Here is a 21,710-nt window from a genome sequence, read left to right on the forward strand (position 1 = left end):
TTCGTCAACTGAAAGCCCTGGTCAGGAGGAAAGGGCGGGCGAAAGGGCGGGCAAAGGGCGGGTAGGAGGCGGACAGAGTTCCGGCGAAAAGACCTGTTCACCGCCTGGCGTCTTCGCTGCACTGGGTCACGCCGCACACACCGCGTGTGCCGTCGTGGTGCCGGGAGGGCTCATGAAGACCCGCGAGATCGCCGAGCACGAGACCGTGTCCGCGTGGCTCTCCGCGGCGACAGCGCACCCGGAGATGGCCACTGCCCGCTGGCGCGAGAACCGTTACCTGCCGCGGCGCCTCGGGTGCGGCGTGACCTTCGACATCGTGCTGTCTGACCGATCCCTGGTCGAGGCGGCGTATCGGCTCCTCGACCAGTACGAGCAGCCGCTCGGGCCGGCCGTGCTGTTCTCCAACCTTCGCTCCGCAGCCGTGTTGGTACCGCGCGGTACAGGGGTGGGCTGGTACGGCCTGATGGCGGCCTCGCAGTGGCCCGAACGGCTCCCCCGGCCGGCCTGCCTTGGCGAGGGGCACGCGATTCTCGTGCCCGCGCTCGTGCCCCGGCCGACGGCTGGGCTCGTGCGCTGGCTGGTGCCGCCCGACGGCGAGCAGTCCGTCGGCGGAGCGCCGCTGCTCACCAGCCCCGTCCCGCTCGCACGATGCCTCTCCGAGGCGGGTGCTCTCCTCGCGCCCGTAGAGCGGACTCCCCTCAGCAGGGCTGTGTCAGCAGTCAGGTCGGTCCTGCCATCCCCGTCGGCCCTGCCATCCCCCAAGAGGACGTGATGACGACGACAGCCGTACGACCGTCCCGCGCAGTCCCCCTCCGCGACACGGACCTGATGGACCAGTGGATCGACGTCGCGCCCCACCGCGGTAACGGCCCGCTCCGCAAGGCAGACGCCCACGGCGTACGCGTCCTTCGCAGGATCGCCGCCGCCCAAGTCCGGTACTGCGGCTTGGAAGACCTGATCGACGAGGTGACGCTCCTCGTCTCCGAGTTGGTGACCAACGCGGTACTGCACAGCGGAACCGTCAGAGTCGGCCTGGTGATGGCCGTACGAGACGGCTTCCTGCACATCGACGTCATCGACGGCATGGCAGGTCACGGGGCGCCCAGACGGGTGAGCGCCAACGCCGAGTCGGGGCGTGGCCTCGCCCTGGTCGAAGCAGTGGTCAAAGAGTGCGGCGGGACCTGGGGGACGAGCGACGCCGGCGCGAAGACCTGGTGCCGCCTCGCCGTTCCGGAGGACCCGAAGGCCGTGCCGAAGGAGTCCCAGTGACGGCCATCCCCGCTCTGGCCTCCGGTTGGGCCCATCCCGTGCGTGCGGCCGTGCCGCCCTTCACCGAGGCCGGACTGAAAAGGGTCCTGGAGAAGGTGCAGCGGTGGGCCCCGTACGTCGACGGCTCCTTACTCGACGACGTCGCGGCCGTCCTGGACGACTACACGCCCTCCGAGGACGAGGCCGAGGAGCACGCGCAGCGGCTCCGCGGCCACCTGATGCGACTCGTCAACCTCGCCCTCACCTCCCAGATGGACCAGAAGGACCAGCGAATAGCCGACCTCGTCGAGCGGGGCCGCACCATCCGATCCGAGGAAGTACCCAGCGACCACCGCCGGGCCGTCGGACACGTCCGACAGATGGCGTGGACGCTCAACGAACTCCTCGAACTGCTGGTGGAGAACCAGTGCCTTACGGAGGAGCCGTGACCTTCCCGTCCCTCAGACTCGCGTACAACCCGCGGGCCATAGACCCTCGGGACCCACGCCTGTCCCTAGTGCCCTACATCACCCAGAGGGGCGGGGAAGACGCTGCGCCAGAAAACCTCTTCATCATCCGGCACTCGTCCGGTCCGCGGCTGTACTACCGAGACGAGGACCCCAGGGATCGAGACCCGCGAGGCGCCCTGTGGGCGCGGTGCGGCTGGAATCCCGTCGACGCGCAAGGCCGAATCACCGGCGAACCGCAATGGAAGTTGATGCACCCCCACCGGCAGATGGTGTGCATGCAGACGATGCTCTGTCAGATCTGCTCGCTCCCCGCCCGGACGCCGCTCGGCTTCATCTTTCTCGCCGGCCCCAGGGACCACGACCCGACTCAGGCGAGCATTCTCACGAATCAGCCGCCCGTGTGCCGGAAGCACGCCCGTGCAGCCGCGAAGCTCTGTCCGCACCTGGAGGACAACCCGATGGTGTTCCTGGCCAGGAGCGCGCCCCTATACGGCGTGCACGGCACCCTGTACGGCCTCGACGACGGAGGCGTGAAGGTCGTCGCCCAGCCGGACGCGCCCTTGCCGTACGGCCACGCGAACATCGGGACGTTTCTCGCCTCGCAGTTGGTTCGCCGCCTCCAGTCGTTCCGCGCCGTCGGCCTCGACGAGCTGCTCGAGGACCTGGCGGCGCCCGCCGCCGCATAGACCCCTGCCCGGTGACCACACGACCGGCTCTGTGGCCATCAGGCAGGCAGCAAGCTCCGCCCGTACGACAACGGCATTCGGCGCGGGCGGAGGAACGGCGCTGGGGCCCACGTCCCCCATAGGCCCCAGCGCCAGCCGGACGTTTAGAACGGCATCCGAAGACACCTCAAGACCCCGAAGGAGAGGAACCTGTTGAACTCGACCGATGAGTTCCGCGTCGTTTCGTGGAACGTCGAGCACAACGGCATCAGCAACAGTGGTGATGATGCCAAATGGCACCTGGCCATGGACGTCCTCGTTGAACTCCAGCCGCACGTACTCCTCCGCCAGGAGATCACCCGCGGGGACATGTTCGGCGGGCGAGCGATATGGGCGGAGGCTGCTCGTCTCGGCGGCAACGGCCCGGCGCACACTGCGTTCCTCGCTACTGCCACCCCTGAGTCAGCCAATCCGACCGGTGTCTACACAGACCCGTCTCTGTGTACGCCCGTCCAATACTTCGAGCACGTCACCAGCATGTGGCATCCGATCTGCAATCCGGTCGTACGGCTCAAGGGCGCGCCGTCGACGCTGAGCCTGGCCTCATTCCACTTGTGTTCCTTCGACCCAGCCCAACGGGCGAGCGAAGCGAAGCGTCTTGCCATGTTGGGGCAACCGGGCATGGCGGCGATCATCGGCGGCGACTGCAACTCCTATCCACACCGATCCGACGACGAGACAGCCGCGTTACCCGATTGGGACAAGATCACTGACCGGTCGCACTTTGAGGCCCGCACGATCGAGCGGGGAGGCGAACGCGTCTCCGACACCCGGCCGGACGAGATCCTCGCTGGCGAGCACGACGGGCGACCGCCGGTCTTCAAGGACCTGGGGCACCACGCCGCGACCGTGCTCGGCCAGCCGGATGCGCTCGACCCCACGGCATCGCTGTGGCGCACGGACCAAGGCCCGATGCGGCGGATCGACCGCATCTATGCGACCCCGCAGGTAGCCGAGGCCCTGACCAGGCTGGAGGTCATCGTCATCGACGACGTTCGCGAGGTATCCGACCACGCCCCTGTTGTCGCCACCTTCAGCCTCGCCAAGCTGCGCCGTGCCCTGTCTGGGACCCCTGGTGAGAAGGCGGTTGCAGCATGAGCACCCGAATCACCGTGCTGTCCTGGAACTTTGAGAACAACGGTGGTGGAGACTCCGCCAAGCGCCTTCAGGCGCACGAGCTGCTGGTGTCCCTTAGCCCGCACCTGGTGCTTCGTCAGGAGATGTGGCGCGCGGACGCCGACGGCAACGCGATCCTGTATGAGCTGGAGGGCGTTCTCGGTATGCGCGGCTGGCTCGGCCCGGAATCGTGCACTGCGATCTTCGCCGACCCGCGCTTCTTCCACCCGGTGCGTGAGTGGCCCAAGCCTGGCCCCATGTGGGTGCTGCCGCCCACAGGGCTGACCATGCGCTACCTGCCCGCAGGCACCGAAGCCACACCGCTCGCCCTGGCCTCGTACCACCTCAACTACGCATCGAGCACCAACCGTGCTGCCGAGGCGGAATGGCTGTCGACGTGGGCCGACAAGAAGTGGACCACCCCACAGGGCGAGACCGTACGGATGCCGTGTCTCGTCGCTGGCGACAACAACAGCTATCCAGTCCCCGGCATCGAGGGCGACCCCGCGCTGCCGGTGCTGAACGAGATCAAAGATAGGCCGCACCGCCTACACCGCTCGTTCATAGGCCCGGACGGTGCCCGGGTAATGGATACCCGCCCGGATGAGGCGCTGCGCACCGCCGGCCTGGAGGACGTGGCCCGCCACTGGTCTGCCAAGCACGGAGACAAGGCAGCAGTCTCCCGAACGGTCAACGCCTGCGAGACGCACGGGCCGGACTCTCGCATCGACCGCCTTTACGCCACCACCGACTTGTTGGACGCGGTGACTGGCGTGGATGTGATGGAGGTCCCCGAGGAGGTTTCGGACCACCACATCGTTCGGGTCGCGCTCGACGGCGACCGCCTTTCGGACATCCTCAACCAGCAGCCGAGCGCGCTCGAGTCGCTGGTCGCCCCCTGAGACTGCCGCTCGGTGGGACGGATGCCCACCCTGGCCGCCCGGCGGTAACAAGCTCTGCCCGTACGACAGACGGCATTCGGTGCGGGCGGAGACGCGGCGCTGGGGCTATACCTCCTGGGCCCCACCGCCGGCCCACTTGGCACGCGATTCGACAGTTGATCGCTGCCCCCGAGGCCTCACGGCCTCACGAGACCCACCCGCTGTCGGACCGCCGGCACCCCAGGGCGGCAGCAGCACCAGAGCGACACCCCCAGACCCCAAGAGAGAAGGAAGCTCCGCGTGTTCATCGACATCCCGAGTGAACTCGAAGCCGCTCTGATCGACCGTTCTCTCCCACCCTGGGAAGTGGACGGTTCGTTCCTGGCGCGGTCCACCATGGAGCGGTACCGGACCGAGCTGACGGCAACGCCGCAGGTCGAGGAGACCGCCGCGACGCTGCGCCACGCGCTGACCGGAGAGGGTGGCGGATACGCCGTCCTGCGCCTGGGAAACCTCGCCAAGGCACTGGGGATCGACGATGACCGGTTCCTGCGGCTGGTGACGGGCTTCGCGGCCGAGGTGGCTGTCCCCTTCTCGCCCTTCCCGCGGTGGCCCCTTTGGAAGGACATCGGGGTCAAGGTCGACAAGGACCCCGGCAAGTCCAGCGGCATCGGGTACAACGCGTTCCACATGGACCTGGTGAACGGGACCCTGCCCCCGGACTACACCACGCTCCTGTGCGTTCGCCGCGACCCACTCGGCGGCGGCCCCAGCATCCTCTCCGACGCCCACGCGGCGGTGGCGCGGCTGTCGGAGGACAGCCGCGCTCTGCTGGCCGAGTCGGCCTACCACTACGGGACCTTCTTCGACCTGTTCGGCGTGGGCGAGGAGTACAAGCCGTTTCCGATCCTGGACGGCTCCGACCCGGGCGAGGGGTTCGTCCGGTTCACCGCCAAGATGCTGGAGAGGTCCGAGCTCGGCCAGGCGCACGCCGACGCCGCCAAGGAACTCGCCGAGGAGCTCGTCCGGGGTCAGGTCTCCTTCATGCTTCAGCCCGGGGACTACCTCATCGTGAACCAGCGCCGCTTCCTGCACGGTCGGGAGGCGCTCCACAACGGTCAGGAAACCGTCCCGGTCTCCGACCGGCGGCTGCTCCTCCAGTTGTTCCTGCGCGCGAGGGCCGGCGATGGCTCGGCCGCGTAGCCGGCCGACAGCACCGGTGACCCACCGAGTCCCGCCCTCGGGTCCAGCCCCCGAGCACGTGGCAGGGCCACGGGGCGGGGCCCGGTCGGGCACCCCCGGAAACGGTCGCGCAACGGGCTCCCGGCGCACGGACCTATATGCGCGAGTTGTACAGCGACTGCCACACGGCGCCGGCCAGCGCCCGCGTCGCCCGCGGGACCGACAGACGCTCGTGCTCGCGGTACAGGGCCCAGTTGTATTGCACGAGCGACAGTTTGTTGGAGGACAACGATCCCGCCTGGTGCGCCCTGTACACCGCAAGCGGCTCATCCAGGCCCCGGGCGTCAGCGCCGTCCCGCATGATCGACAGCCAGAGGGCGTAGTCCTGCCGTTTGCGCATCTCCGGCATCAGCCTCGTGCCCAGGACATTGCGGTCGTACATGGCGGTGAGGGCACCGATGTGGTCTCGGACCAGCATCGCGCGGTAGTCCACGCGCTCCCGCGCACGGATCATCCGCCCGTTCGGGACCCAGTCGGTGCTCTCGCCGTCGTAGTCGGCGTCCATCTTGAAGTACGAGGTGAACGTCAGCGGCGCATCACCTTCCGCGGCGAAGGCGAGCTGCTTCTCGGTCTTCTCCGGAAGCCACATGTCGTCGCTGTCGAGAAAGGCGATGTAGTCCCCGCGGGCCCGCTGAATCGCCAGGTTGCGTGCCCGGCCCGCACCGCCCCGTTCGGGTGCCGACTCCGGCAGAACGCGCTCGTCCTGCTCGGCGAACTCGCGGAGCAGGTCCATGGAGCCATCGGAGGACTGGTCGTCGGTGACCAGCAGCTCCAGGTCGCTGTGGGTCTGCGTGAGCACCGATCGGACGGCTGCGCCGAGGGTCGCTGCCGAGTTGTACACGGGCATCACGACAGACACCAGGGGCACAGCACTTCTCCTTGCCAGACCAGGAACGACGGTCCATTCAAGCACCGCAATCAAGTAGGAGCTGCCATGCAGATAGTTGTCGCTGGTCAGGGCTATGTAGGGCTTCCCTTGGCCGTACGCGCTGCCGAGGTGGGTCACCGTGTCGTCGGCTACGACGTGGACACGCACCGCGTCCAGCAGCTCGCCGCCGGCCAGTCCTACGTGAGGGACGTGGACTCCTCGCGGCTGCGCGCAGTGCTGGATTCCGGAGCCTACTCCGCGACCGCCGACGCTGCCGCGCTGGTCGGCTTCGACATCGCGGTGATCACCGTGCCGACCCCGCTGCGGGACGGGGTGCCCGACCTGACCTACATCGAGTCCTGCGCCCGGACGCTGGCCGAGCACCTTCGCCCCGGTGCGACGGTGGTCCTGGAGTCCACGACCTATCCCGGCACCACCGAGGAACTGCTGCTGCCGATCCTGGAGGAGGCGTCGGGCCTCAAGGGCGGGGTGGACTTCCTGGCCGGATTCAGTCCCGAGCGGATCGGAAACAAGCGATGGTCGTTCGACGGGACGCCGAAATTGGTGTCCGGAATCGACGCCAAATCACTCGATGTGATCAAGGGTTTCTACGACGGCATCTTTCAGACCACGGTACCGGTGTCCGGGACGAAGGTCGCCGAGCTGGCCAAGCTGATCGAGAACACCTTCCGGTTCGTCAACATTTCCATGGTCAACGAGATGGCGATGCTGGCCGCTTCCCTCGGCGTGAACATCTGGGAGGCGATCGACGCCGCCGCGACCAAGCCCTTCGGATTCACGCGGTTCACCCCAGGGCCGGGAGTCGGCGGGCACTGCCTGCCCGTTGACCCGATGTTCCTCTCGTGGAAGGCCCAGCAGGACCTCGGCGTGCCTTTCCGGTTCGCGGAACTCGCCGCTGACGTGAACCGGCACATGCCCGACTACGTCGTCCGGCGTCTCGTGGACGCACTCGACAAGCGCGGCATGGCCATCAGCCGATCTCGGATTCTGCTGCTCGGCCTGACCTACAAGTACAACGCCACCGACCTTCGCAATTCCCCTTCGGCACGTGTTGCCGAACTTCTCATCGGACTCGGTGCTGAGGTTCGCGGTGCCGAACCCAATATCCCGGACGGCGACGACGCAAAGCTCAGCGTGCCTCGGGTCGATGCGACTCCGGACGAGGTGGCCGCCGCGGATGCAGTCATTCTTCTCATGGATCACCCGAGATTCGACCTACCGATGATCGAGAAATGCGCAACCTATGTTCTGGACTGCCGAAACCGTCTTTCCGGAGTCAACGTCGAGACTCTTTAGGTCCTCGAGATCCCCCCGGGCCCGCGGCCAATCCTCCATCTTCGGGAGTTGCCTTGCGCGACGAATGGGAACACGCCCACACGGACTACACCATGCCCGCGCAGCGTCAAATTCCTGCCTCGCTGGCCGAAAGCGAGGGCGACTGGCGCCACCACCTGGAACGCTCAACCCCCAACGGCTGGCTGATGCGACACAACGCCATGACCGAAGCGTTCGTCAGCGGAAAGCCGATGTACCTGTTGCACACCACCAAGGACATCAACGCCATCCGCACTAGCCGGCAGTTGCACGTCTCCACCGGATGCCTGGTCGGGGCCCTGTACTGCTCGCCTCTCGCCAGTCAGCGTGAGGGACTGCGCCCACACAACCTCGGCGCCTACCTGATGCGGACGAAACCCTCCACCACGCCCATGATCTTCGAGGTCACCCCGGATGCCCCGATCCGGCCCAAGGGCGTCGACTACCTGCATCTCGGTGCCATCCACCTGCGGACCTACCTGCGCTACCAGAGCTTCCTCACCCCGGCCGAGAACGACCAGCTCGACCGCGCCGTACTGGCCGGGCTGCGCGCCGCGGCCGTGTTCCTCGACACCGCCCTGCGCAACGCCGCCGGCCATGCCACTCCGGCACCCGAGTTCATCGACCAGTTGTCCGCCGCCGTTGCCCATGTGCCGTTTCTCGGCTACCTGTACTTCGAGGTTCTGTCCGAATACCTGATGCTCCACTCTGCTACTCCGGAGACCAAGACCTACGCCCAGGCAGGAGAACTGAACAACTGGCTCTACAAACGACTCGCCTTCGCCGCCGTGGACGGCATGGACCAGTTGTTCGACCTGGCCCGTTTCAATCCGCGCCATCACCGGCTCGTCCAGCTCATCGAAGGCATGGAACCAGCTCTCGGCCCGGGAGTCTCCGAGTACGTCCGGCGACGACTGTCCCACCTGTTCGCCCGGACCGCGCTGCACCCGTCCCAGGACGCGGCATCGGTCACCTTCCAGGGCGTCGATCTCAGCACGCTCCGGAAAGCCGCGCCCGGACTGATCGGCCAGATGATCTTCCGTGAGATCCGGTACATGGCTCGCTATCGGCAGTTGTACCACTGCTTCGAGAAAGCCAAGGCGCTGGAGGCATGGGACTACTGGAACAACGAGGGAATACCCACCCCGTTCAACGGAGTCCTCCCCAAGGGGGAGATAGGGATAAATCCCGTATACCCCCGATCGGCAGTCAGAGTATGGACGGCAGAACTGGACGGCAAGGGCTATTTACATCCGGCCGCTGAGGTCACGGCCGTCTTCACGCCGCACCTGGCGTCGTGGTGGGCGCCACCCCGTGAGCGCGAGATGCAACACGCTTCCGACGATTCACGATTCGAGGCCCTGGGAGCCCGATCTCCGGTTCCACCCCAACGGTCATCCATGAATGGAGTTTCCGCATGTCCGCCCAGCCTTTGAACATCATGACTGGCATCAACCGCACTGCCGCGCCTTCGTCCGGGAGCATGATCCTCGTCAACGATCTCTACGGCGCGATGCCTGAAATCCACACGACGTTTCTGGGCAGGGCGCCGGTCGATCAGGCTTGGGAGGCTGCGTTTGATCAGCTGATCACCCTCTCCACGACGAAACGCCCCCACGGCCCGGACTTCGACCCCTACGTTGACGAGTTGACGCGTGAGGTCGGTGCGCTCGTCGAGAAGATCCAGCCGAATGTCATTCACGCCCAGTACCTCGGGTTCGCTCTCAGCCTGGCGTTCACCCGAACTGCTGGCAACATACCGATCATCGCCATCGCCCACGGCCCCGACGTGATGGTTGCCGAGCGCAGCGCATCGGAACGCGAGGTCCTGAATGAAGTTGCTGCTGCAAGCATCGCGATCGTGGCTCCGACCTCCGCCCTCGCCGACCGCATCGACCGTCTCACCGGACGCCGGTTCACCGGTCGACTCACCGTCATCCCTTGGGGCATCCCTTTGAGCGATGCCCGGGTACGCGATCAACCGCTTACTGGAACCGGACCGCTATCGTTGGTGCACGCTGGTCGTCTGGACGACAACAAATCCACGATCACCGCAGTCGAAGCCCTGGCTTTAACCGATCAGCCGCACCACTTGACCGTGATCGGCGAAGGGATCCTACGGGAGCATCTGGAACAGCGGGCTATCGAACTCGGGCTCCGGGACCGGGTTCATTTTGATCCGTTCCTGCCCCGCGCCGAACTGTGGCGCCGCCTGCCGAGCTTCGACGCCTTCGTCTTCACAACCAGGGGTCTGGAGGCTTTCGGGCTCGTCCTCATTGAGGCTCAAGCCCACGGACTTCCGGTTGCCTACTCCGATCTTCCCGGTGTGAGGGAAATCCTCGGGCGCGCTGGCGTTCCCTATACTCCTGGTGACCCGCGCTCGCTGGCTGTGGCCCTAGAAGAGATGGGCCGGGACTTCCACCAGCGCAAGGCCCTGAACAAGGCGGCTCTCGATAACGCGCGCCGATACGACATCACTACCACCGGCCGCCGGCTTCGCGAACTGACGCTCCGCGTTACCTCCTAACCCCAGTGTTTCGAGACCTGCCTCGGGGCACGAAGGTGGCACGACAGTGAGTGTCCTCTGACAGGCCATCTTGACCGTTTGCCAGGTGAGTTTGACCGCCCGGTTCAGAGAGCAGTTCGGTCCAGATCTCGCCGCGTGGGGAGGGAGAGATAACGGCCCCCATCCTTCCTTCCCCTGGTCGGAGCACGGTCTGAACGGGTGGAACTGGGCTCTTGACTGACCTCGCACGGCGATATCGCCGGAGGGTTGAGGCAACGATGTTTGTCATGGACTTTCTAACCTCCTCTACGGCCCCGTGGTGGTTCGCATCTGTGGCTGCACTCGTCGGCTGGGCTGCCGGAGACTGGCTCCGTGGACGCCGTGACGCGAAAGAGCGTAAGCGCGTCGAGCTGAACCGAGCGGTGACAGACTTCCTCGGCGCATCAGCGCGGATCATGGAAGCACGGATGAACTCAGATGACGAACTTGGCGGACCGGGAGATCAGGCGGCCCTCATCTCTGCTAGAGACTCGATCAGACTTGTGGCTGGCCCCGCGATCAAGGAGGCTGCCGACAACGTCATGAAGGCCACTGCGGTGAGGTGGAGCGAGGATCTGACGAAGCGGGGGTCGGGGTCATGTACCTCGCACGCGACGAGCTCATCGAGACCGTTGATCACGAGGTGAACGGATCCAGACGCAGTGCTCGCGGCCGCGTTCAATCCGCACCCGAGTCCGACCCCAGCACTTCAGATCAGGGCCAGGCACCCGGCGAGGGGAGGGAATGATCATCATCCTTCGCTCCCGCCGACGAGGTCCGGACCATGAACCCACTGAACCGGACGGTCAAACTCACCTGGCGAACGGTCAAGATCACCTGTCCGAGGACAGTGAGACAACTCGGTTAAGAGCCGTGCAAGGCCCCGCTGTCACGGGACGGCGGGGCCTTCTTGTGTCAGCCCTGGCTAAGGGAGATGCACTGGCATGGCTTCCACTTGCCCGGCACGCCGCCAAGAGGGAACTTGCGGATCGGCATGTTCTGGTAACCGCGTTGGAACAGCGAGCAGTTGATGTTGGCGTGGTAGGCGTCGCTGGTGTCCGTGGTGACAACCTCGGTCAGGGGGTCATACTTGAAAGTGCCGGGCTGCTGGTACAGGCCGTCCATGCTACGAAGCCCCGCACGGTACGTGCCGTCCCTGCCGCCTCGGCTGTTCTGAGTGTTGATGCCACACGCCTCAGCGAACTCGTAGACGTCAAAGTTGGGGTCGTTGTAGCCCAACACTTGGGCAGTGACCCACATGACGTTGATCTTGACGCGACGCACCTCGTCAGCGTTCAGAATCGGATCGTTGGGGCTACTCTTCGTGTCGGTCTTGCGGTCGTGACCTGCACGGTCGATCCGAATGTGGGCGTCGGACCAGTCTTGAAGGCTGATCTCGTCCGCGAACTGTTGAGCAAGCTTGCTCAGGGCCATGTTGTCCTCCTATCGGACGGCCTGCCGCCCCCCGACGGGGCGAACCGGTCCAAAGCTACATGCAAGTAATGATCGACACAACTCGGGCGTTAGTTCAGGACTGCCATCTGCGGCCCTCGCCTACGGGCGAGCGTGCCGTAGGACGGGCAAGCAGCGCGGCGAGCACTGCCGGCACGCCTGCGCTGCTCAGGCTTCAGTGGCACGAAATTGCTGATCATCAAATTTCGATGACAACGATCAACCTCCAATGGCACGGGACGGCAGTCAGGAGGAATCCGGGCCGTCAGCTGACGTGGCTACGCTCGAACATATGAGCACTCACACTGAAGGATTGACCCTCGGGGCCGTCAGCGCCCTGATTGAACGCAAGATCCTCACCGACATCGTACGTATCAGCAGAGCGGGCGAGCCGGTCTTCAACCCGGACACAGGCCAGTACGAGCCAGGCCCGCCAGTCATCATCTACGAAGGGCGCGGCGGGGTCTTCCCGAATGGAGATCCCGGGATCGTCCTGCACCTGGAAGGCCAGGCGTACGTCGACGACTCCACGTCGAAGTACAAACTGATCACGCCTCTGGATGCCCCGGTGGCTTCGCGCGAGGACACGGTGAGCGTCGTCAACGCCGCCGACCCGGCAGCGATCGGCCGTACGTGGCGCGTCCTCGATGTCGGGCAGACCTCCACTCTGGCCGTGGTCCGCACGACGTTCCTGGACCAGAACACCCAGTCCAGCACTTCGGGCAGCACCTCGTGAGCACGCCGATCGACACCGACGCGGAACGGGAGAGGCTGGAGTCGACGCTGCTGGTGGATACGGTACGGATCACCCGCCCAACGGGAACTCCCCAACTTGATCCCTCGACCGGCCTTCTGGGGTCCGTGCCGGCGGAATCGGTCTACGAGGGGCCGGGAGCTGTCCTGTCCGGCCATGGCCAGGTCACCGCACAGCATGTTCTCGGGCGGGAATGGCTGGACGACACGGTCAGCTGGTATCGCCTCCTCACGCCGATTTCGGCGCCCGTTCCCGTGCGGTATGACCGCGTGGAGGTCGTGGCCGCAGCTGGCGAGCACGCGGCGACAGCGAATCGGGTGTGGCAGGTCCTTGATCCGTCGGAGGCGTCCACGGTCGAGATCGTTCGGGTGACCCGTCTCGACGAGATCACCCCTCCGTAGACGGCTGGCGAACTGGGCTGTGACCAGATACCCGTAAGCTCAGATAGGTGCCAACACGTCAGAGTAATGAACCTATGTCTCCCAAGGGCGAGCCCCTGTCGGTGCGCGTCACCGGGCAGGGGCATACCGCCGTCGTGGAGATCGGCGGTCACGACGTCTCCCGAGACCTCTCTGCCTATTCGCTGGCCCACCGCGCGGGCGACGTACCGCGGATGGTCATCGAACTCTCCCCGAGATCCACGGCGACCGGTGTGTTCGAGGGCCTGGCGCACGTCGTCATCGGCGACCCGCCGGAACCTGGCCCGGCAGCGGCTGCCTTCCTCTCCGCGATCAGCCCCGCCGAGCTGGAGAAGGCTGCGCTCGACCGTCACGACCTGATGGACGGCCGCCCGCACGAGCTGACCCGCGCCATGCTCGCCCTGTTGCGGGAATGGGCCCTTGGCCAGTGGGGCGAGCCGGAACCGGAAGACGGGCAGTGAGCCAGTGGCGTCCTCGCTGAATCCGCACCCCAACGCCCACCCTCTGGCGGGCGCCTACTCCAACGCGTTCCAGATCGCCGCGCAGCTCGACGCCAGGGCTGCGCGCACTCTGCCCGAGGTCACGGCCACCGTCCAGCACTACGCGATGCTGCTGGAGACCAGGATCAAGGCCAAGGCCAGCGGCAGGCCGGGCCCCAACGCGCCCACGGGCGACTACAGGCGCTCCTGGACGCACGAGGTGTACACGGACGGGTTCTCCGTCACGGCGGTTGTCGGCACGAACAAGCCCCAGGCGCGACGCCTGGAGTATGGCTTCGTTGGCGCCGACAGCCTGGGGCGCATCTACAATCAGCCGCCCTACCCGCACGTCGGGCCAGCTGTCGAGGAGATCCGGCCGCTGTTCATCGCTGCGCTCGGCGAGACGATCGACGACGAGTCGTGAGTGACCGCCGCGCCGCCGGGCGACAGTTCACCACCCCCGGAGTAGAGGAGGAGTAGTGCCCGTCTCCGGCAGAGAAGTGTCCCTTGCGATCCAGAAGACACTGGCCACAGCAACCGCCCGAAGTTGCGGGTACGGGACTGCCCCCACGGCATCAAGTACGCCCACCGGCGCCACGATTCCCTACAGCGTTCTCTACCCGCTGGGCGTGACTACGAGCGGCCCGCCGTACGGTGACGGTGACGCTGACGCCCGCGTGCTCGTCCAGGTCACCTCGGTCGCCTCATCCGCCGAACAGGTCGAGTGGATGGCGGACAAGGTCCGCACCGCGCTCCTCGCGCGCTTGAGCGGGGCCTACGTCAACACCATCACCATCACCGGATACGTCGTGATCGACCGCGAGCTGGACAAGGAGGAAGGGATGTCTGTCAGCGGTGGCGTATACAGTTATGTGCAGCGGTACGTCCTCACTGTGACCACTCTCGGGTCCTGACGTTCCAGCTACCTCACCGCGGAGGCATCTCGCGGACGCCCGGCCACCCGGCACGGGCCGATTCCCCCTTCATGGGGGCCGGCCCGGCGTGTGCGCGCTCCGGAACACCGGTTCCCGGAGAGCGAGAATCAGTGTCACAGCAGCGGTTCACCCGTCGCGGCACCACGAAGTTCTTCTTCCTGAAGGACATCGTCTCGAAGGAACTGATCCCGATCCGTCCGGAGCTCGGCGGGAGCAACGGGACCGATCTGTCCCCAGCCATCAGCGACATCGAAGGCTTCGCCGTCGAGAACACCCCCATCGACACACCGGACTTGGCAACCGAGTTCACCGGCAACATCCCCGGTGAGGACAAGGCCGACAACTCCAGCCTCACCTTCTACGAGGACAAGGTCGACAACGCCCTGGAGACGCTCCTCGCCAAGGGCGTCGAGGGGTACGTGGTCATCCTCCGCAAGGGCGACATCCCGGCGTCCAAGTCCATGGACATCTTCCCGGTGCGCGTCGGCTCCCGGTCGAGCACCTACACGACGGCCTCCGAGCCGGCGAAGTTCAAGGTCAGCTTCAACGTGACCGGCAAGCCCGTCCAGGACGTGGCCATCCCGGCCGCGGCCTGATCGGCGGGGTGCTGCATGACCACGACCTTCGTTGAACCGCCGGCCGATGCCGTCGCCCGCGATCCGCACTGGGCGGCCAAGATGGCCCGTCTGCGAGCTCGTCGACTTCCCGAGCGCGCCGTGTCCTTCCTCGACGACCAGGACCTGAAGCAGCGCGTGACCGATGCGGCGCTCGACATGGCCAAGGCACGCACCAGCGCCGTTGGCCGGGCCTCCGAGATGGAGGTACCAGCCGACGAGCGTGAGAGCTGGGCGCTCGCTCAGCCGGAAGTGCTGGCCGCCCAAGCCGCGCTGGACGAGGCCCGGCGAGCCCTGGCAGCCGGGACCCTCACGCTCACCTTCCGGGCTCTGCCGCGACCCGCCTGGGAGCAGCTGCTTCGCGAGCACGCCCCCACGGAGGAGCAGGCCGACGTCGGCCACGAGTACAACGTCGAGACCTTCCCCGCTGCTCTCGTCTCAGCCTCCTCGGTGGACGGCATGAGCGAGGCGGAGGCGCAGGAACTCCTCGACAGCTGGAGCGACGCGGACGCCAAGGCACTGTTCACGGCCGCGCTGCTGGTCAACCAGACCATGAGGGCTGACCTGGGAAAAGGCTGATCGCCGACGCCCAGTTCAGGGCCGAGATGGAGCTGTGCCACGCCTACGGACTCCCGCACTCGCAGTTCACGGGCGCGGGGGACGGCCGATGGACGGCTTTGGACCGGGCGAAGGCGACAGCCTACCTCGCGTATCAACGCAGCGTCTGCGAGACCTGCGGGACACGGGCCGCGGAGTGGGACGAGAGCCAGGGGGGCGACCGCTTCGCGTACGTGGCCGAGCCCCACCGCTGTGTGGGCTGTGAGGTCATCGAGATGGAACGCGAACACATTCCTGATGGACCAGATGCGCGGGGGCTCAAAATCGGGCTGAGGCCCAGAGAGGCATCCTGACGTGGCCGGTGCCTACACCCTGTACGTCAACCTCCTCGCCTCAACCGGCGGGCTGTCCACCGGTCTGCGGCAGGGAGCAGCTCAATTACGCGCATTTGATGGTCAGTTGGATGGGACGGCGACACGGCTGAACCAGGTGCGCGTGGCCAGCGACAATCTGGCCCGTGCTCAAGCCGCCGCGTCGGCGCAGATGGTTCGTTCCCAGGCACAGGTGGCTCAAGCCGTGCAGCGGACCACCGCGCTCCAGGAACGCGCAGGCCGTGCACAGACGGTGGCAGCGACAGCAGCCCGCCGCGCGGCAGCGGAACAGGCCGCCGTGACGGCGACGGGAGCGCGAGCCGCACGGGCGGAGGCCCTGGCGCAGACGATGAACGCGCGTGCCCAGGGCACGGCCGGAGCCGGGGCCGCAGCTGCCGCGCGCACCTCCGCTGCGGCCCAGTCGGCTGCCGCTCGCGCCGCCCAGGAGCACGCCGAAGCGCAGCGGCGGGCGGCAGCGGCCCAGGCTACGGCGACGCGCGCCACCGGTCTCGCCGTATCGGCCCAGGCTCGTGCCGTGTCCGCAGTGCGGATGCGGGACGAGGCGCAGACCACGGCCGCACGCAACGCGCAGCGACAGGCACAGCAAATCGCTCGGGCTGAGGCCCAGTTAGCCGCTGCACGGACCGCCCAGGCTGCGCGGACCGCCAAGAACGGTCTGCTCATCGGTGCCGCACTCGGCGTCGGAGTGGCTCAGGCGATTTCGTTGGAGCGGGCAATGGCCAACGTGCTGACGATCTCGCAACAGATCACGTCCGAGAACGTCGGAGCCTTCACCGATCAGATCGTCGAGCTGTCCACCCGCCTGCCGCAGACCGCCGACGAGCTCGCCGACGGCCTGTATCAGATCGTCTCGTCCGGCTTCGACGGCGCGGACGCCATGCAGATCCTCGAGGTCGCGGCTCAGGGGGCGGCAGCGGGCCTGACCACGTCGGAGACCTCAGCGCGCGCGCTGCTTGGAGTGCTGAACGCGTACGGATTGTCGGCGTCGGACGCCAGCGACGTCATGGACGTGATGTTCCAGACCGTCAACTACGGCGTCATCTCGTTCGAGGAACTCGCGCAGCAGCTCGGCGACGTCGTACCGATGGCTGCGGCGGCCGGCGTCGAGTTCGACGACATGAGTGCCGCGCTCGCCGCGATCACCCTCACCGGCATCCCCGCGGCTGAAGCCGTGACCGCACTGAACATGCTCCTCACCCGCGTCATGAAGCCGACGCAGGACCTCAAGCAGGCCGTCAAGGACCTGGGCTACGAGTCGGCCGCCTCCGCCGTCGAACAGGACGGCCTGTACGTGGTCGTCAACAAGCTCAACGGAGCGGCGGGAAACACCGCAGAGGGCATCTCGAACATGTGGAAGGACATCCGCGCCACACGTGCCGCTCTTGCCTTGGCCTCCGCCGGCGGACAGAACTACGCCAACACCTACGCAGGCATTGCCAACGAAGTGGCGCGCGCCGAAGCCACGCAGAAGGCGTACGCCCTCCAGACCGGCACCGTCACCGGCCAGTGGCAGCTGGCCTCCAACCAGGCCCGCGCCCTCGCCATCGACGTCGGCCGAGCCCTGCTGCCGGTACTGATGACCGTCGGATCCGCCGTCCATACCTTCGTCGGCACCATCGAGGACCTGCCCGGACCGATGAAGTCCGTCATCGCGATGGTCGCCGCGTCCGTTGCGGGACTGCTCCTGCTCCGAGCTGCCTACACGAAGGTCACCGTACAGATCGCCGCGTTCCGTACCGCCCTTGCCGCCACCCAGGCCGGAGGCGCTGTGATGCCCGCCGTGCTGGCCGGCACCAGCCTCGCGGTCACCGGCCTTGCCGCGGTCCTCACCCTCGGCATCGCCGGATACGCCGCCTACACCGCCTCCAAGCAGAAGGCGAAGGACGCCACCAATGAGCTGGTCCAAGCCTTGCAGCAGGAACGCGAGGAGACGACGACCGGGGCCAGCATCAACAAGCTGTACGACCAACTCACCGCTGACGGCGCACTGAAGGACCTTGAGAAGGTCGGCATCGGCACGACGGAGGCCATCGACGCGATCACCTCCGGCGGGGCGAAGCTCGCCATCCTCCAGAACCGCCTTCAGCAGGACGCCTACGAGTACGCCGGTAAGGCCAAAGCCGGTGAGGTGTCTGGCGATTACGAGAGCATCACCCAGTACTCCAAAGCGGAGAAGACCCTCAAAGAGCGCCACAAGATGTGGTCCGAGGCAGTCAAGAAAGAAGCCGAGATCGCCCAACAGAAGGCGATCGTCGAGGCGAAGATCAAACAGCAGGCCAAGTCCAGCGGCGGCATCTTCGACCTGTTCTCCCTCGCGGACATCGACCGAACCGGTGCGCCCGAGATCACCGACGAGATGAAGGCTCTCGCCGAGGCCGTCGGTGCCGCTGTCGACCCGTCCCGAGCCTTCAGGGACGCACAGACCGCCGCGAGCGAGGCGATGCGCAAAGCTGGAAAGGACGCCGACACCGCCAAGGTGAAGCTGTCCGACTACATGAAGGAGCTGCACAAACAGCTTCAGGCGCAACGCGGCTTCCAGGGAAACCTGTCCGAGCTCGCGGTGTTTGGCTACGACGACCTCGCCGATCACTTCTCGGAGCTCGGCGTGGACGCCGCACCGATGCTCAACGAACTCGTCGGCCAGTTGAAGAAGGGCAAGACGAAGGTCGCCGACGAACTGCGCGACATCGTGACCGAGGACGCGGAACGGTCCACGGAGGCGTACCGGCTCGGCCTTCAGAAGACCGCCGAGATCACCGAGAAGTACGGCAAGGAGATCGGCCGCGCCTGGGCCAAGGCATCGGAGCGGAACGACCCGGCCGCCTTCCAGAAGGTCACCGAGCAGATGGCCATGGTCGACCTGCGCAAGGCCGTGAAGAAGTCCGTCGGCGACGCGCGCAGCGAGTTCGACCGCGGCATGGGCCTCCTCGCAGAGGTCGCCAAGAGGAAGGGGAAGGATGCCGCCGGCGCGTTTCAGGACGCGTTGCTGTCCGGCGACGTGGAGCGTGCAATGGACTCCCTCAAGAGCATCTGGGGAGCCGACGTACCGATCACTGCCCCCGACCTGGCGAACGTCGTGTCCGCGTTCTCCCAGGCAGGGAAGGACGCGAACGCCGAATGGTCAGGCGCCCTCGACCTGATCCGGCAGGTGGCACAGTCCAAGGGCATGGAAGCAGCGAGCGCGCTCACCTCCGCACTCCTGTCTGGCGACATGGCCGCGGTGCAGACACAGCTGGACGCCATCGGCATCAGCGTCACGAACATCCCCGGCTCCAAGAGCATCGCGATCTCCGTGACCCCTCCGGCTCCCGTGTCGGTCTCCGTGATTCCGCGCGTGGCGCCCGGCACCGACCTGCCGTGGGCGAACAAGCCGCAGTGGAAGGACGGAGGCATCCTGTCGTTCTTCGCAGACGGAGGGGTCACCGCCAGGCGAGAAGACCACATGGCGGAGATCGCGAAGGCCGGAACCTGGAGGGTATGGGCGGAGGAAGCCACAGGTGGGGAGGCCTATGTACCCCTGGCCCACAACAAGCGCGCCCGCTCCCGCGCCATCACCGAGGAAGTCGTACGACGTCTGGGCGGCAGGGGCGTCGAATGGCACGCCGACGGAGGGCTGAGCGGCTGGTCCTACAGCCCCTCCGGCTCGACGGAGCTGATCTCCGTCTCGTCTGTCCGCTCGGACTCCATGCGCACCGTGAAGAAGGGCGGCAAGGAGACCGAGGTCTTCGACCTCAAGCTCTTCGAGAAGAATCTCGACAAGGCGGTGAAGCGAGCCCAGCGGTGGCGCAAGGACCTCGCCACCGTCGCCCGGCGCGCTGGCCAGGATGTCGCCGATGCCCTGGAGGACATGGGCGAGGACGGTGTGGAGCTCACCCACAAGATGGCCACCGGCAGCTCCAAGTACGTCACGGAGATGACCAAGGACCTGGAGAAGCTGGGCGTGGTCGCGCGCGCCACGCTGTCCGACTACACCACCCAGCTCAAGCAGGCCATCAAGGACCAGGCCGCGTTCGAGAGGAACCTCTCCAAGCTCGCGGCCATGGGCTACGGCGACCTCGCGACGATGCTCGCCGAGCAGGGAGACAAGGACGCGGAGGACGTCGCCGCCGAGGCCGCCAAGTCCCCGAGCAAGGCCAAGAAGGCCAACACCCAGGCCAAGGCCGCCTCGAAGGCCATCCCGGACGACGACCTTCCGGACCTCGTGGCGATCATCTCCGCGATCACCTCCAGCAAGACCGGCATCCACGATGTCGCCGAGAAGACAGAGCTCGGCGAGGACCGAATCATTGAGATCGCCACGCTCGGCCGGACCCGGATCAAGGATGCGCTGGGGAAGAAGGCCACGCGCTTCCTGTCCGACCTGGACAAGGCCAACAAGCAAATCGCGTACGAGGACGGCGGCATCCGTACCGGCCTGTACGCCACCAGTAACGGGATCATCCGCTTCGCCGAGCCATCCACCGGGGGAGAGGCGTACGTGCCGCTCGGCGTGAACAAGCGGCGATCGGCGACGGCCGTCCTGTCGGACGTGGCGAACAGGTTCGGCTACCAACTCACCCCCGCGGGCGACAGCGGCCTCGTACGACTCGTCGACGCCCGGCCTGTCCCGGTCCAGGTCGTCGTCGTCCGGGAAGAGCGACCCGCCGCGCTCGTCGGGTCCATGCCCGTGACCGTCAACGGCGGCGCCGACGCCAAAGCGGCCGACCAGGTCGGCACGGAGATCATGCGGCGGCTGCGGAACGCCCAGAGAGGAGGCCGCATCTGATGGCCACGATCACTCAGGAGTGGCAAGTCGACTTCGCCGGTGTCCTCATGGGCCCCGGAACGCCGTACCCGATCAGCGAGATCACCGGACTGGGCACGCCCGAAGTCCGCATCCAGGACGTCGAGTTGCCCACCGAGGACGGCTCATTCCCCGGCGTGGACTACTACGGCCCTCGCACGGTGACGATCGAGGCCGGCATCCGGACCCCGGGTGACCCGCAGGCCGCTGCCGACGCGCTCGCCGCGCTCGACCAGGCCGCCGCCGACCCGGCCGTGCGGAAGACAGCAGGTGCCTTACAGACACTACGGCTGCTGTGGCCCGGACGTGGCAGCGCCAAGCAGCTCTACGGCAGGGTCCGCCGAGTCGAGGCCGTGTCCATGGCCCAGGCCGTCTACGGCTGGATCCCCGTGACCCTGGAATTCGCGGCCACCGACCCGCGATGGCACGGAGAGCTGGAACAGCAGACCACGATTCCTCTGGCGCGCGACGACGATGAGGAAGGTTTCACCGCTCCTGTGACCGCGCCTATCACGACCGGCGTGGCAAACCCCGAGGAGCGGCCCGGCTGGGTCACCAACGCCGGGGACCTTCCCGCCTGGCCCTCCCTGAAGATCAAGGGCCCGGTCGTGAACCCTCGCATCTGGATCACCGAGACAGGTCGCGTCCTCGACCTGTCGCTGACCGTCGGCGAGAACGACACCCTCCAGATCGACACGCGTCCTGGTACGCGCTGGGTGCTGCGCAACGGCGCCAACGCCGCGTACGCCCTTTCTGCTGTGTCCCGCCTGGACCTGTTCCAGATCCCTCCCGGAACGAGCGAAGTCCGCTGGACCGGCGCGGACTACACCAACTCCACCCGTCTCGCGGTGTCTTGGCGCGACGCGTACACCGCCCTGTAAGGAGAGCACTCTC

General features: G+C 66.6%; 22 protein-coding genes. 20 read left to right on the plus strand and 2 right to left on the minus strand.

Features of this window, described 5'->3' with window-relative positions:
* Positions 1-172: 172 nt before the first annotated feature.
* From G3I77_RS02045 to G3I77_RS02075, 7 genes are all read left to right on the plus strand, one after another.
* The gene (locus tag G3I77_RS02045) at positions 173-772 is read left to right on the plus strand and encodes a hypothetical protein (protein ID WP_248500670.1); all 600 of its coding nucleotides are present in this window, start codon (positions 173-175) and stop codon (positions 770-772) included.
* Positions 772-1,269: an ATP-binding protein gene (locus G3I77_RS02050; protein ID WP_248500671.1), complete on the plus strand. Its 498-nt coding sequence runs from the start codon at positions 772-774 to the stop codon at positions 1,267-1,269. The genes G3I77_RS02045 and G3I77_RS02050 overlap by 1 nt, the downstream gene beginning before the upstream one ends.
* Positions 1,266-1,697, plus strand: coding sequence for a DUF6415 family natural product biosynthesis protein (locus tag G3I77_RS02055; RefSeq protein WP_248500672.1), 432 nt, complete (start codon positions 1,266-1,268; stop codon positions 1,695-1,697). Before G3I77_RS02050 ends, G3I77_RS02055 begins: the two co-directional genes overlap by 4 nt.
* A gap of 296 nt (positions 1,698-1,993) precedes the next feature.
* Positions 1,994-2,404, plus strand: a complete 411-nt coding sequence (locus tag G3I77_RS02060; protein ID WP_248500673.1) for a hypothetical protein — start codon at positions 1,994-1,996, stop codon at positions 2,402-2,404.
* 192 nt (positions 2,405-2,596) lie between these two features.
* Positions 2,597-3,541, plus strand: a complete 945-nt coding sequence (locus tag G3I77_RS02065) for an endonuclease/exonuclease/phosphatase family protein (protein ID WP_248500674.1) — start codon at positions 2,597-2,599, stop codon at positions 3,539-3,541.
* Complete coding sequence (locus G3I77_RS02070; RefSeq protein WP_248500675.1) at positions 3,538-4,461, plus strand: endonuclease/exonuclease/phosphatase family protein; 924 nt, start codon at positions 3,538-3,540, stop codon at positions 4,459-4,461. Before G3I77_RS02065 ends, G3I77_RS02070 begins: the two co-directional genes overlap by 4 nt.
* A gap of 279 nt (positions 4,462-4,740) precedes the next feature.
* Positions 4,741-5,643, plus strand: a complete 903-nt coding sequence (locus G3I77_RS02075; RefSeq protein WP_248500676.1) for a TauD/TfdA family dioxygenase — start codon at positions 4,741-4,743, stop codon at positions 5,641-5,643.
* Positions 5,644-5,776: 133 nt separating this feature from the next.
* On the opposite strand, the gene G3I77_RS02080 is transcribed toward G3I77_RS02075, so the two are convergent.
* A complete protein-coding gene (locus tag G3I77_RS02080) occupies positions 5,777-6,550 on the minus strand; it encodes a glycosyltransferase family 2 protein (RefSeq protein WP_248500677.1) in 774 nt (257 codons plus the stop codon).
* 66 nt (positions 6,551-6,616) lie between these two features.
* Between G3I77_RS02080 and G3I77_RS02085 the strand changes: the two genes are divergently transcribed.
* The 4 genes from G3I77_RS02085 to G3I77_RS02100 all read left to right on the plus strand — a co-directional run bounded on the left by G3I77_RS02085 (position 6,617) and on the right by G3I77_RS02100 (position 11,077).
* On the plus strand, positions 6,617-7,867 hold the full coding sequence (locus G3I77_RS02085; protein ID WP_248500678.1) for a nucleotide sugar dehydrogenase: 1,251 nt from the start codon (positions 6,617-6,619) through the stop codon (positions 7,865-7,867).
* A 53-nt stretch (positions 7,868-7,920) separates the two neighbouring features.
* Complete coding sequence (locus G3I77_RS02090; protein WP_248500679.1) at positions 7,921-9,321, plus strand: hypothetical protein; 1,401 nt, start codon at positions 7,921-7,923, stop codon at positions 9,319-9,321.
* Complete coding sequence (locus G3I77_RS02095) at positions 9,303-10,412, plus strand: glycosyltransferase family 4 protein (RefSeq protein WP_248500680.1); 1,110 nt, start codon at positions 9,303-9,305, stop codon at positions 10,410-10,412. The genes G3I77_RS02090 and G3I77_RS02095 overlap by 19 nt, the downstream gene beginning before the upstream one ends.
* A 212-nt stretch (positions 10,413-10,624) precedes the next feature.
* Positions 10,625-11,077: a hypothetical protein gene (locus tag G3I77_RS02100; RefSeq protein ID WP_248500681.1), complete on the plus strand. Its 453-nt coding sequence runs from the start codon at positions 10,625-10,627 to the stop codon at positions 11,075-11,077.
* Between the two features lie 268 nt (positions 11,078-11,345).
* On the opposite strand, the gene G3I77_RS02105 is transcribed toward G3I77_RS02100, so the two are convergent.
* Positions 11,346-11,864, minus strand: a complete 519-nt coding sequence (locus tag G3I77_RS02105) for a hypothetical protein (protein ID WP_248500682.1) — start codon at positions 11,862-11,864, stop codon at positions 11,346-11,348.
* A 310-nt stretch (positions 11,865-12,174) separates the two neighbouring features.
* On the opposite strand from G3I77_RS02105, the gene G3I77_RS02110 reads away from it, so the two are divergent.
* The 9 genes from G3I77_RS02110 to G3I77_RS02150 all read left to right on the plus strand — a co-directional run bounded on the left by G3I77_RS02110 (position 12,175) and on the right by G3I77_RS02150 (position 21,697).
* On the plus strand, positions 12,175-12,618 hold the full coding sequence (locus tag G3I77_RS02110; RefSeq protein WP_248500683.1) for a DUF6093 family protein: 444 nt from the start codon (positions 12,175-12,177) through the stop codon (positions 12,616-12,618).
* Complete coding sequence (locus tag G3I77_RS02115; protein WP_248500684.1) at positions 12,615-13,037, plus strand: DUF6093 family protein; 423 nt, start codon at positions 12,615-12,617, stop codon at positions 13,035-13,037. The genes G3I77_RS02110 and G3I77_RS02115 overlap by 4 nt, the downstream gene beginning before the upstream one ends.
* Positions 13,038-13,111: 74 nt before the next feature.
* Entirely contained in the window at positions 13,112-13,516 is a 405-nt protein-coding gene (locus G3I77_RS02120) for a hypothetical protein (RefSeq protein WP_248500685.1), read from the plus strand.
* Complete coding sequence (locus G3I77_RS02125; RefSeq protein ID WP_248500686.1) at positions 13,476-13,958, plus strand: HK97 gp10 family phage protein; 483 nt, start codon at positions 13,476-13,478, stop codon at positions 13,956-13,958. The genes G3I77_RS02120 and G3I77_RS02125 overlap by 41 nt, the downstream gene beginning before the upstream one ends.
* Before the next feature lie 55 nt (positions 13,959-14,013).
* Positions 14,014-14,448 (plus strand): hypothetical protein, encoded by a 435-nt coding sequence (locus G3I77_RS02130; protein WP_248500687.1) that lies wholly within the window; start codon positions 14,014-14,016, stop codon positions 14,446-14,448.
* 131 nt (positions 14,449-14,579) lie between these two features.
* Positions 14,580-15,065, plus strand: coding sequence for a hypothetical protein (locus tag G3I77_RS02135; protein ID WP_248500688.1), 486 nt, complete (start codon positions 14,580-14,582; stop codon positions 15,063-15,065).
* Positions 15,066-15,080: 15 nt separating this feature from the next.
* Positions 15,081-15,662, plus strand: a complete 582-nt coding sequence (locus G3I77_RS02140; RefSeq protein WP_248500689.1) for a hypothetical protein — start codon at positions 15,081-15,083, stop codon at positions 15,660-15,662.
* A 474-nt stretch (positions 15,663-16,136) separates the two neighbouring features.
* The gene (locus G3I77_RS02145; protein ID WP_248500690.1) at positions 16,137-20,798 is read left to right on the plus strand and encodes a phage tail tape measure protein; all 4,662 of its coding nucleotides are present in this window, start codon (positions 16,137-16,139) and stop codon (positions 20,796-20,798) included.
* On the plus strand, positions 20,798-21,697 hold the full coding sequence (locus G3I77_RS02150; RefSeq protein WP_248500691.1) for a phage tail domain-containing protein: 900 nt from the start codon (positions 20,798-20,800) through the stop codon (positions 21,695-21,697). Before G3I77_RS02145 ends, G3I77_RS02150 begins: the two co-directional genes overlap by 1 nt.
* Positions 21,698-21,710 lie beyond the last annotated feature (13 nt).

Origin of the sequence: Streptomyces sp. D2-8, assembly GCF_023184515.1 — a bacterium.
Lineage (GTDB): Bacteria > Actinomycetota > Actinomycetes > Streptomycetales > Streptomycetaceae > Streptomyces.